This window comes from Pseudomonas sp. A (assembly GCF_056270345.1).
Map to the genome: position 1 here is coordinate 1992739 of NZ_CM149873.1, position 12039 is coordinate 2004777.

Here is a 12039-nt window from a genome sequence, read left to right on the forward strand (position 1 = left end):
CGAGCCGGTGCGCTGCGGGTGCGGGCCGCAGGGTCGGGCGTCTTTAGAGAGAGCTTGTGCAACGTTGCGTGGGCGATGGTGCGGGGGAGGGTGGGGGCGAGGCAATTCGTGGAACGCGGAATGGGGCGATTATCGAACCATATGTTGGCGCTGGTAGCCGGTGCAGACTGTGCTGGCCCTTTCGCGGGTAAACCCGCTCCCACAGGACGCTGCATTCCCCCTGTGGGAGCGGGTTTACCCGCGAAAGGGCCCTGGCAGTCAGCCAAAAAACAAAAAGCCCACCGCAAGGGTGGGCTTGATGCGTTACCGGTCCAATCAGCCTTTCGGCGTCTGGATCGAGGCCTGCTGCTGGGTCTGTTCGTACCAGCCGCCACCGAGGGCCTTGTACAGGTTGACCTCGCTGACCAGCTGCGACAGGCGATCGCCGATCAGCGACTGCTGGGCGCTGAACAGGTTGCGCTGGGCGTCGAGGAAGGTCAGGTTGCTGTCGATGCCGATGCGGTAGCGACGCTCGGCCAGGCGGTAGTAGTCCTGGTTCGCCGCCACCAGGTCGCGTTGCGCCTGCAACTGCTCTTCGAACGTCTTGCGTGCGGCCAGGCCATCGGCGACTTCCTGGAAGGCGGTCTGGATGGTCTTCTCGTACTTGGCGACGTTGATGTCCTTCTGGATCTTCGAATAGTCCAGGCTGGCCTTGAGGCTACCGGCGTTGAAGATCGGCAGGTTGATCTGCGGCTGGAACAGCCAGGTGCCCGAACCACCCTTGAACAGCCCGCCCATGTCCGGGCTCAGGGTACCGGCGTTGGCGGTCAGGCTGATGCTCGGGAAGAACGCGGCGCGGGCGGCGCCGATGTTGGCGTTGGCGGCCTTGAGCAGGTGCTCGGCTTCCTGGATGTCCGGACGACGTTGCAGGATGTCGGACGGCAGGCCGGCCGGCACTTCGGCCAGCTGGTCGGCATTGAGCTCCAGCGGCTTGGGCAGGGTGGCCGGCACGCCGGTGCCCACCAGCACGGTGAGGCTGTTCAGGTCCTGGGCGACCAGGCGCTGGTACTGCGACAGCTTGACCCGCGCGCCTTCGACGGCGGTGCGGGCCTGGCTCAGGTCCAGCGCCGAAGCCACGCCCACCTCATTGCTGCGGCGGGTCAGGTTGTAGCTCTCTTCGTACGTCTTGAGCGTTTCTTCGGTCAGCTTCAGCAGCGCCTGGTCGGCCTGCCAGGTGTAGTAGGCGTTGGCCACGCTGGCCACCAGGCTGATCTGCGTGGAGCGGCGCGCCTGCTCGCTGGACAGGTAGGTTTCCAGGGCCTGCTGGGTCAGGCTGCGCACACGGCCGAACAGGTCCAGCTCATAGGCGCTGACACCGAGGGTGGCCGAGTACTGGCTGCTGATGGTGGATTCGCCGGTCTGCGACATGTTGGCCGGCATCCGCTGGCGGCTGCCGCTGCCATTGGCCGTCACGGCCGGCAGCAGGTCGGCGCGCTGGATACGGTACTGGGCGCGGTAGGCGTCGATGTTCAACGCCGCGACGCGCAGGTCGCGGTTGTTTTCCAGCGAGGTCTGGATCAGCTGCTGCAGCGCCGGATCGTGGAAGAACTGGCGCCAGCCTTGCTCGGCCGCGGCGACGTTGGCCGACTCGGTCGGCGAGTACGCAGGGCCTTGCGGCCACTGCGCCGCCACCGGCGCCTCAGGCGTCTGGTAGTCGGGGATCAGCGAGCAGCCGCCGAGGATGAAGGCGGTTACCGCCAGGGACAACAAAGACTTGGTCATTGCCCAGCCTCATAACGTGGAGTTTCAGGGGTGGCGTGTTCTTTCGGCTCTTTGCTGCCGAACAGCGACGACACTGCGACGAAGAATAGCGGTACCCAGAAGATCGCCAGCACGGTCGCACTGATCATGCCGCCGATCACACCGGTACCGATGGCGTGCTGGCTGCCGGCGCCGGCGCCGCTGGCGATGGTCAACGGTACCACGCCGAGGATGAACGCCAGGGAGGTCATGATGATCGGGCGCAGACGCATACGGCAGGCCTCGATGGCCGCGTCGTACAGGCTTTTGCCCTGTTCGTGCAGTTCCTTGGCGAATTCGACGATCAGGATGGCGTTCTTCGCCGCCAGGCCGATGGTGGTCAGCAGGCCGACCAGGAAGTACACGTCGTTGGACAACCCGCGCAGGCTGGTGGCGAGCAGTGCACCGATGATGCCCAGCGGCACGACCAGCACCACCGCGATCGGGATCGACCAGCTTTCGTACAACGCTGCCAGGCACAGGAACACGAACAGCACCGAGAGGGCGAACAGCGCCGGCATCTGCGAGCCGGAGAGTTTTTCCTCGTAGGACATGCCGGTCCAGGAGAAGCCGATGCCGGTTGGCAGTTCGCCGGCGATGCGCTCGACTTCGGCCATGGCCTCACCGGTACTGTAGCCCGGTGCCGGGGTACCGAGGATCTCGACCGCCTCAACGCCGTTGTAGCGCGACAGCTTCGGCGAGCCATAGCTCCATTCGCCCTTGGCGAAGGAGGAGAACGGCACCATCTCGCCCTTGCCGTTGCGCACGTACCACTTCTGCAGGTCTTCCGGGCTCATCCGCGAGTTTGGCTCGCCCTGGATGTAGACCTTCTTGACCCGGCCACGGTCGATGAAGTCGTTGACGTAGCTACCGCCCAGGGCGATCGACAGGGTGTTGTTGATGTCGGCGATGGTCACGCCCAGGGCACTGGCGCGTTCGTCGTCGATGGTCAGTTGGTACTGCGGCTCGTCGTTCAGCCCGTTCGGACGCACGGCGCTGAGGATCTTGCTCTGCGCGGCCTTGGCCAGGAACTGGTTGCGCGCTTCCATCAGTTTCGCGTGGCCGACGCCGGCGCGGTCCTGGAGGAACACGTCGAAGCCGGTGGCGTTACCCAGTTCGAGCACCGCCGGCGGGGCGAAGGCGAACACCATCGCGTCGCGGAAGCTGAAGAAGTGCATCTGCGCGCGCTGGGCGAGGGCGAACACGCTGTTCTCCTTCGATCGCTCGTCCCACGGCTTGAGCATGATGAACGCCATGCCCGAGCTCTGGCCACGACCGGCGAAGTTGAAGCCGTTGACGGTGAACACCGATGCCACGGTATCGGCTTCCTTGTCGAGCAGATACTCGCGCATCTGGTCGACCACCACCTGGGTGCGTTCGGCACTGGAGCCGGCCGGGGTCTGCACCTGGGCGAACAGCACGCCCTGGTCTTCCTCGGGCAGGAACGCGGTGGGGATGCGCGCGAACAACCAGATCATGCCGACCACGATCAGGGCGTAGGCCAGCAGGAACGGGATCTTGTTGCGCAGGATGGTGCCGACGCTGCGTTCGTAGCCGACGACGCTGCGGTCGAAGTTGCGGTTGAACCAGCCGAAGAAGCCGCGCTTGGCCACATGGTGCTCGCCCTTCTTCAGCGGCTTGAGCATGGTGGCGCACAGGGCCGGGGTGAAGATCAGCGCCACCAGCACCGACAGGCCCATGGCCGAGACGATGGTGATGGAGAACTGGCGATAGATCACACCGGTGGAACCGCCGAAGAACGCCATTGGCAGCAGTACCGCCGACAGCACCAGGGCGATACCCACCAGGGCGCCCTGGATCTGCTCCATGGAGCGCTTGGTCGCCTCCTTGGGCGGCAACCCTTCCTCGGACATCACCCGCTCGACGTTCTCCACCACGACGATGGCATCGTCCACCAGCAGGCCGATGGCCAGGACCATGGCGAACATGGTCAGGGTGTTGATGCTGAAGCCGGCGGCGGCGAGGATGCCGAAGGTACCCAGCAACACCACCGGCACGGTCATGGTGGTGATGATGGTGGCGCGGAAGTTCTGCAGGAACAGGTACATCACCAGGAACACCAGGACCACGGCCTCGATCAGGGTGTGGATCACCCCGCTGATCGATTCGGTGACCACCGGGGTGGTGTCATACGGGAACACGGCCTTCACGCCCGGCGGGAAGAACGGCTCCAGGTCGCTGATGGTGGTGCGCAGCGCCTTTGCGGTGTCCAGGGCGTTGGCGCCGGTGGCCAGCTTGACCGCCAGGCCCGAGGCCGGCATGCCGTTGTACTGGGCACTGATGGCGTAGTTCTCGCCGCCCAGGCCGACCGTGGCGACATCCCCCAGGCGGACCTGGGAACCGTCGTTGTTGACCTTGAGCAGGATCTTCTCGAACTGCTCGGCGGTCTGCAGGCGGGTCTTGCCGATGATGGTGGCGTTGAGCTGGGTACCCGGCAGTGCCGGCAGGCCGCCGAGCTGGCCGGACGAGACCTGGACGTTCTGCGCGGCCACGGCGGTGCGCACGTCGACCGGGGTCAGCTGGAACTTGTTCAGCTTGGCCGGATCCAGCCAGATGCGCATGGCGTACTGCGCACCGAACACCTGGAAGTCACCGACGCCCGCGGTCCGCGAGATCGGGTCCTGCATGTTGGAGACGATGTAGTTGGCCAGGTCGTCCTTGCTCATGCTGCCGTCTTCGGACACCAGGCCGATCACCAGCAGGAAGTTCTTCACTGCCTTGGTGACGCGGATACCTTGCTGCTGCACTTCCTGCGGCAACAGCGGGGTGGCCAGGTTCAGCTTGTTCTGGACCTGGACCTGCGCGGTGTCGGAGTTGGTGCCCTGCTCGAAGGTGGCGGTGATGGTCATGCTGCCGTCGGAGTTACTTTCCGACGACACATAACGCAGGTTGTCGATACCGTTGAGCTGCTGCTCGATCACCTGCACCACGGTGTCCTGCACCGTCTGCGCCGAGGCGCCCGGGTAGGTCACGGAGATGGCGATGGCCGGCGGGGCGATGCTCGGATACTGGTTGATCGGCAGCTTCAGGATCGACAGGGCGCCGACCAGCATGATCACCAGGGCGATCACCCAGGCGAAGATCGGGCGATCGATAAAGAACTTCGACATGGTTTACTCCGCTTTGGCGTCGGCTTTGGCCGTGTTGGCCTGAGCAGGGCCGGCCGGCTTCTTGACGTTGGTGGCTTCGCTGACCTTGACCTCGACGCCCGGTCGCACGAACTGCAGCCCTTCGGTGATCAGACGGTCGCCCGGGTTCAGGCCTTCCTCGATCAGCCAGTCGCTACCCAGGGTGCGGCTGGCCTTGAGCTGGCGCAGTTCGACCTTGTTCTCCTGGTTGACCACCAGCGCGGTCGGCGCGCCCTTGAGGTCGCGGGTCACGCCCTGTTGCGGGGCCAGGATGGCGTTGGCGTTGACCCCGGCCTTGAGCCGCGCATGGACGAACATGCCGGGCAGCAGGGTGTGGTCGGGGTTGGGGAAGATCGCGCGCAGGGTGACGGAACCGGTGGTCTCGTCGACCGCGACTTCGGAGAACTCCAGGCGACCCTGCTGCTTGAACAGGCTGCCGTCTTCCAGCACCAGCTGCACCTGGGCGGCGTTGTCGCCGGCCTTCTGCAGTTGGCCGCCTTCCAGGTCACGGCGCAGCTTGAGCAGCTCGGCGGTGGACTGGGTGACGTCGACGTAGATCGGGTCGAGCTGCTGGATGGTGGCCATGGCGTTGGTCTGGCCGTTGTTCACCAGGGCGCCTTCGGTGACCGAGGAGCGACCGATGCGGCCACTGATCGGGGCCAGCACCTTGGTGTAGCGCAGGTCGATCTGGGCGCTCTTGAGCGAGGCCTCGGCCTGCAATCGTTTGGCGTTGGCGTCGTCGTATTCCTGCTTGGAGACGGCCTGCTCGTCGATCAGTTGCTTGTAGCGTTCGGCCAGCGAGCGGGTAGCCTGCAGGTTGGCCTGGGCGTTGGCCAGGGTCGCCTCGTAGACGGCCGGGTCGATCTGGTAGAGCTGCTGCCCTTCCTTGACGTCGGTGCCTTCCTTGAACAGGCGCTTGAGAATGATGCCGTTCACCTGCGGACGAACCTCGGCCACACGGTAGGCGCTGGTGCGCCCCGGCAGTTCCGAGGTCAGGGTGAAGGCTTGCGGTTGCACGGTCACGACGCCGACCTGAGGAGCCTGGGGCGCTGGCGCGGCTTCCTCTTTCTTACAGCCACTGAGCAGGGTTGCCAGGGCCACGGCGGAAACCAGGGCGGTTACGGCTGGCTTGAATTGCATGAGGATCCTCGGGTCGCAGGAGCAAGGGAGCTCAAGAATATAGTGGAAGAGTCTTAAGAGAAAAACGCTATCCGGTGGATAAATAGCTTGCTAAGGAATATACTTACATTCATGGTTGTTTGTAAATACCGTCGGTGAGTCGCCGCGGATCGTCCACATGCACCCGGGAGTGGCCCATGAAGCGCTCGCCCCGGCCCGATTCCCGTCCGCCAGCTGAGCGGGCGGGGCCTGATGAGGTTGTACTGCCATGGTCCGTCGAACCAAAGAAGAAGCCCAGGAAACCCGTGCCCAGATCATCGAGGCGGCGGAAAAGGCCTTCTACAAGCGCGGGGTCGCGCGTACCACCCTGGCCGACATCGCCGAGCTCGCGGGGGTGACCCGCGGTGCGATCTACTGGCATTTCAGCAACAAGGCGGAGCTGGTGCAGGCGCTGCTCGACAGCCTGCACGAGACCCATGACCACCTGGCCCGGGCCAGTGAAAGCGAGGACGAACTCGACCCGCTCGGCTGCATGCGCAAGCTGTTGCTGCAAGTGTTCAACGAGCTGGTGCTCGATGCCCGTACCCGGCGTATCAATGAAATCCTGCATCACAAGTGCGAGTTCACCGACGACATGTGTGAGATTCGCCAGCAGCGCCAGGGCGCGGTGCTGGACTGCCATCAGAGCATCGCCTTGGCCCTGGGCAATGCCGTACGTCGTGGCCAGTTGCCCGGGGAGCTCGATATCGATCGGGCTGCCGTGGCCATGTTTGCCTATGTGGATGGCCTGATCGGCCGCTGGCTGCTGCTGCCGGACAGCTTCGATCTGTTGGCCGATGTCGAAAAATGGGTCGATACCGGGCTGGATATGCTGCGCTTGAGCCCGGGCTTGCGCAAATGACACTTTGTTAAGGATTGTGAGGAAGTGTTACTCCCATCCTATTAACGCAGAATTAATAACGTGGGAGCGGCGGTGCGCCGATGCGACTTGCCCCGCGATGAGACCTTCCAGGCCATGACGTCACCTGGGCGGAACGCTATCGCGGGGCAAGTCGCATCGGCGCACCGCCGCTCCCACAACTTTCAGCGCCCGCGCAACTGCCGGTCCGGCAGTGCCAGCGCCGCCAGCAGTCCGATCAGCGAAGCCCCGGCACTGACCAGCAACAGGTCGCGGAAGGTTTCCAGCAAGCGCACCTGGGTCTGCGGATCCGCCTCGCCCGCCTTGAGGCTGCCCAGCAATGGGTTGCCCAGCATCTCCAAGCCGCCCTGATGCAGCAGCGCCAGCAGCAGGCTGGACATGCACGCCACCCCCATCGCCCCGCCGAGCGAGCGGAACAAGTTGGTGGTGCTGGTCGCCACGCCGATGTCCCGGCTGTCCACCGCGCTTTGCGTGCCCACCAGCGAGGTGGGGAACTGCAGGCCGCAGGCGATCCCGGTCAGCAGCATGAACAGTGCGCTGAGCAACCCCGATTGCGGCGGCGTCAGCGCCATGGCGGCGATGGCCAGCGGCATCAGCAGCGCACCGGTGAGGATCTGCGGCTTGAAGCGGCCGGTGCGGCTGGTCGTGCGCCCGCCGGTGAAGGCACCGATGGGCAGACCCATGGCCAGCGGCAGCAGGTGCAGTGCCGCGCTATCAGCGCCGGCCCCGGTGATGCCCTGGTAGCGCAGGGGCATGAGCATGGTCAGCGAGATCGATTGGAAACTGGCGAAGAAAATCACGCACCAGCACAGCACCGCGACCCGGTTGCCGAACAGGCCCAGCGGCAGCAGCGGCTCACGGCAACGGCGCTCGTGGGCGATGAATGCCAGTAGCCCGAGCAGCGCGCAGCCCAGCAGCGCCAGCACCTGCGGCGACAGCCAGGCATGCCCCTGGCCGACCAGGGTGATGCCCAGCAGCAGGCTGCCCAGGCCGAGGATCATCAACACCGCGCCCAGGTAGTCCACCCGGGCCTCGCGGCGCTTGACCGACAAACCGTCCAATGCCCGGTGGATCACCCACAGCGCCACCAGCCCCAGCGGCAGGTTGATCCAGAACACCCAGCGCCAGGACAGGTACTCGGTCAGCCAGCCGCCGAGCACCGGCCCGGCGACACTGGCCAGGGCATACATGCTGCTGAAATAACCCTGGTAGCGGCCGCGCTCGCGGGGCGGCACGTAGTCGCCGATGATCGCCTGGCTCACCGACACCATGCCGCCAGCACCGATGCCCTGGAGCACCCGCGCCAGCACCAGCTGCGGCATGTCCTGGGCCAGGCCGCAGGCCACCGAGGCCAGGGTGAACAGGGCAGTGCCGGTGAGGATCATGCGCCGCCGGCCATACAGGTCGCCGAGCTTGCCGTAGATCGGCACGGCGATGGTCATGGCCACCATGTAGCCGGAGATGACCCAGGCCAGCAGCCCGACATCATTGAATTGCGCGGAAATCGCTGGCATGGACACGGCGACGATGGTCTGGTCGAGGGCGCCGAGGAAGATCGCCAGCATCAGGGCGGTCAGGACGCTGCGCAGGACGGTGGGGGGCAGGGCGGCGGTCACGTTCGGTTCCTTTTTCTTGTAGGAGCGGGCTTGTCCCGCGAACACCGGCCAAGCCGGTGCCGCGCAGTGCGGTGTGGCCATCGCGGGGCAATCCCACTGCCACCAGCGAGACAATTGTACCCTGAGTTACATAGCTACCTATGTACTCCGTGCATCCCCTATGCAAGATCGGCATTGGCGCATTCATCCAGTGCTGCATGGCCGCGTGATATCGTGGCTAGGCCGCAGAGGCTGAAATCCGGGGCCCGCACCAGCATGGTGCAGCCATTTGCCGCAGGATTTCGCGTCGCTGTATGTCCACACCTTCTATTCCTCTGCCTGCATGTCGAGCATGACCGCCCAGATGGCGACGGTTGGAACAGTCAGGTAGACCCGATTCAGGGGTCGGTTGTCAGCCGTTCACAAATTTCATTACAAGCGGAGTGATCATGCCCAAGGCTTCCCACCACGATCTGCGTTTTGCCTTCCGCGAACTGCTTGCTTCAGGTTCGTGCTATCACACCGCTTCGGTCTTCGACCCGATGTCCGCCCGTATCGCCGCGGACCTGGGCTTCGAGGTCGGCATCCTCGGCGGCTCGGTCGCCTCGTTGCAGGTCCTGGCCGCGCCGGACTTCGCCCTGATCACCCTCAGCGAGTTCGTCGAGCAGGCCACCCGCATCGGTCGCGTCGCCCAGTTGCCGGTACTGGCCGACGCCGACCATGGCTATGGCAATGCGCTCAACGTGATGCGCACGGTCATCGAACTGGAGCGCGCCGGCGTGGCCGCGCTGACCATCGAGGACACCTTGCTGCCGGCCCAGTTCGGTCGCAAGTCCACCGACCTGATCTCGGTGGAGGAGGGCGTGGGCAAGATTCGTGCGGCGCTGGAGGCGCGTGTCGATTCGGCGCTGGCGATCATCGCCCGGACCAATGCTGGCGTGCTCACCACCGAGGAAATCATCGTCCGCACCCAGAGCTACCAGAAGGCCGGCGCCGATGGCATCTGCATGGTGGGGGTGAAGGACTTCGAGCAGTTGGAGCAGATCGCCGAGCACCTGAGCGTGCCGCTGATGCTGGTCACCTACGCCAACCCGAACCTGCGTGACGACGAGCGCCTGGCGCGCCTGGGCGTGCGCATCGTGGTCGATGGCCATGCCGCCTACTTCGCCGCGATCAAGGCCACCTACGACTGCCTGCGCCAGCAGCGCGGCCAACAGCACAAGTCGGACAACCTCGGCGCCACCGAGCTTTCGCACACCTACACCCAGCCCGAGGACTACATCCGCTGGGCGAAAGAGTACATGAGCGTCGAGGAGTGATCCTCTCTACCTGACGGCGCTCAGCGTGGCGCTGTGGGGAACGCAGTGCTCGTGGACGCAGCTGGCGGCCGCGTTGGGCTGGCTGCGCAGCAGCTCGACCCGCCAGCAGGCCGAGCCGTAGAGCCCGGCCACCGCGACCAGGGCAAAGACGAGGGCGCAACGCCTGGATTTGATGCTCATGGTGCGGACCTCCTGTTGGTGCAACAGGTGATACCTTCAAGCATAGGCCTTGTGCGCGGATCTGCATGGCCTGGACTCAGCTCAATCCCTTGTCCCACTCCGGCTCGTCGCCGAACCGCTGCGCCAGGAAGTCCAGCATGCTGCGCAGTGTCGCCGGCATGTGCTTGCGCGAGGTGTACACCGCATTCAGGGTCAGCTCCCGTGGCCTGGCGTGCGGCAACAGCCGCACCAGCTCGCCACTGCGCAACGCGGCCGCAGCCTGGTAGGTGGGCAACATGGCGATGCCGGCGTGGGCCAGGGCGGCTTTCTGCAGGGTCATGGCCTCGTTGGCGCTGATATTGCCCTGCACCGGCACGGCGACGCTCTGCCCGTCCACCTCGAAATGCCACAGGCTGTGACCGAAGTAGGCATGGGTCAGGCAGTTGTGCCGGCTCAGTTCCTCGACCTGGCGCGGCGTGCCGTGCTCGCGCAGGTAGGCGGGGCTGGCGCAGACCACCGAGCGGCACACGCTCAGGCGTCGGGCGATGAGGTTGGGGTCGACGTCGTTGCTGGTGCGGATGGCCAGGTCGATGCGCTCGTCCACCAGGTTGACGGTGCGGTCGAGCATCTGCAGCTCCACCTTCACCCCGGGATAGCGTTTGACATAGGCCGCCAGCGCGTCCACCAGCTGGGCCTGGCCGAACGAGGTGCTGACGCTGATGCGCAGTTCACCGCGGGGCGCGTCGTCCGGCTGGCGCACGGCGTTCTGCAGGTCGCCGGCCAGCTCCAGCAACTGGCGGCAGCGGGGCAGGGTTTCGAGGCCCGCCGCTGTAAGGCTTAGCTTGCGCGTGGTGCGCTGCATCAGGCGCGCGCCGACCCAGTCCTCCAGCTCCGCCAGGTAGCGTGATACCACGGGCCTGGAAAGCTCCAGATGATCCGCCGCGGCGGACTGGCTGCCCAGGTCGACGACGGTGACGAATACGCGCATGGCGTTGAGGCGGTCCATGATCTGTCCGATTTCAGAAACAAACTATGTCGAAGCATCGCATTTTTTGTATTGGTTCGGGCAACTAAGCTTGCCTGCATCGTCCCACTCACAGGATCTTGCGATGTCTCTTCTCACTCCCTTGCGCGGTCTGCTGCTGGCCTGTCTCACCCTCGGCGGCCAGGCCATGGCCAGCGAACCGCTCAAGCTCGAAGCCTACAACCCTGGCCACGCGGCGATTTTCCCGGTCAGTTCGGTGATCGTCAGCGGCGCCCACGACGCCATCCTGGTCGACGCCCAGTTCGGCAAAGGCCAGGCCGAGCAGGTGGTCGAACGCCTGCGTGCCAGCGGCAAGCAGCTGACCACCATCTATGTCAGCCATGGCGACCCCGACTACTACTTCGGCCTGGACACCATCACCCAGGCGTTTCCCAAGGCCCGGGTGGTCGCCTCGGCCGCCACGGTCGAGCACATCCGCAAGACCATGGACGCCAAGCTGGCCTACTGGGGCCCGCAGATGGGCGCGGACAAGCCGGCACGCCTGGTGGTGCCGCAGGTCCTCGAGGGCAATCGCCTGGAGCTTGAAGGCCAGGCACTGGAGGTTGTCGGCCTGGAAGGTCCACAGCCGGACCGCAGCTTCGTCTGGATTCCCTCGATCAAGGCAGTGGTCGGTGGTGTGGTGGTTTCCGAGCATATCCACGTGTGGATGGCCGATACCCAGACCGCGAAATCCCACGCCGACTGGCTGAGCACCCTGACGAAGATCGAGCAGCTGGCCCCGCGCACGGTGATCCCCGGGCATTACCTGGGCGACAGCAGCCGCTCGCTGGACGCAGTGCGCTTCACCGCCGGCTACATTCGTGACTTCGATACCGAAGCCGCCAAGGCCGCCGATTCCACCGCGCTGATCGCGGCGATGAAGCAACGCTACCCGAACCTTGCCGACGAGACCTCCCTGGAACTGGGGGCCAAGGTCGCCAAGGGCGAGATGAAGTGGTAATCCCTTTCAACCTGT

Annotated in this window: 9 protein-coding genes; 3 read left to right on the top strand and 6 right to left on the bottom strand. The window is 65.1% G+C overall.

The window, feature by feature from the left end; all coding sequences use genetic code 11:
* Positions 1-315: 315 nt before the first annotated feature.
* From AC0MAZ_RS09050 to ttgA, 3 genes are read right to left on the bottom strand one after another with little or no spacing between them, the layout of a single operon-like run.
* Positions 316-1761: an AdeC/AdeK/OprM family multidrug efflux complex outer membrane factor gene (locus AC0MAZ_RS09050; protein WP_232854635.1), complete on the bottom strand. Its 1446-nt coding sequence runs from the start codon at positions 1759-1761 to the stop codon at positions 316-318.
* Positions 1758-4910 (bottom strand): efflux RND transporter permease subunit, encoded by a 3153-nt coding sequence (gene ttgB, locus AC0MAZ_RS09055; RefSeq protein ID WP_203647847.1) that lies wholly within the window; start codon positions 4908-4910, stop codon positions 1758-1760. The genes AC0MAZ_RS09050 and ttgB overlap by 4 nt, the downstream gene beginning before the upstream one ends.
* A 3-nt stretch (positions 4911-4913) precedes the next feature.
* The gene (gene ttgA, locus AC0MAZ_RS09060; protein WP_011535416.1) at positions 4914-6068 is read right to left on the bottom strand and encodes a toluene efflux RND transporter periplasmic adaptor subunit TtgA; all 1155 of its coding nucleotides are present in this window, start codon (positions 6066-6068) and stop codon (positions 4914-4916) included.
* Positions 6069-6315: 247 nt separating this feature from the next.
* On the opposite strand from ttgA, the gene ttgR reads away from it, so the two are divergent.
* Positions 6316-6948: an efflux transport transcriptional regulator TtgR gene (gene ttgR / locus AC0MAZ_RS09065; protein ID WP_028690203.1), complete on the top strand. Its 633-nt coding sequence runs from the start codon at positions 6316-6318 to the stop codon at positions 6946-6948.
* Positions 6949-7130: 182 nt separating this feature from the next.
* Here ttgR and AC0MAZ_RS09070 read toward each other — a convergent pair whose 3' ends face one another.
* Positions 7131-8582 (bottom strand): MDR family MFS transporter, encoded by a 1452-nt coding sequence (locus AC0MAZ_RS09070; protein ID WP_475860886.1) that lies wholly within the window; start codon positions 8580-8582, stop codon positions 7131-7133.
* Positions 8583-9010: 428 nt separating this feature from the next.
* On the opposite strand from AC0MAZ_RS09070, the gene AC0MAZ_RS09075 reads away from it, so the two are divergent.
* Positions 9011-9880 carry an isocitrate lyase/PEP mutase family protein gene (locus AC0MAZ_RS09075; protein WP_197866695.1) on the top strand — a complete coding sequence of 290 codons (870 nt, stop codon included), beginning with the start codon at positions 9011-9013 and terminating at the stop codon, positions 9878-9880.
* Positions 9881-9886: 6 nt separating this feature from the next.
* On the opposite strand, the gene AC0MAZ_RS09080 is transcribed toward AC0MAZ_RS09075, so the two are convergent.
* Both AC0MAZ_RS09080 and AC0MAZ_RS09085 read right to left on the bottom strand, forming a co-directional pair.
* Positions 9887-10060, bottom strand: coding sequence for a hypothetical protein (locus tag AC0MAZ_RS09080; RefSeq protein ID WP_177330819.1), 174 nt, complete (start codon positions 10058-10060; stop codon positions 9887-9889).
* 76 nt (positions 10061-10136) lie between these two features.
* Positions 10137-11045, bottom strand: coding sequence for a LysR family transcriptional regulator (locus tag AC0MAZ_RS09085; protein WP_475860887.1), 909 nt, complete (start codon positions 11043-11045; stop codon positions 10137-10139).
* A gap of 103 nt (positions 11046-11148) precedes the next feature.
* Between AC0MAZ_RS09085 and AC0MAZ_RS09090 the strand changes: the two genes are divergently transcribed.
* Positions 11149-12024 carry an MBL fold metallo-hydrolase gene (locus AC0MAZ_RS09090; protein WP_475860888.1) on the top strand — a complete coding sequence of 292 codons (876 nt, stop codon included), beginning with the start codon at positions 11149-11151 and terminating at the stop codon, positions 12022-12024.
* Positions 12025-12039 lie beyond the last annotated feature (15 nt).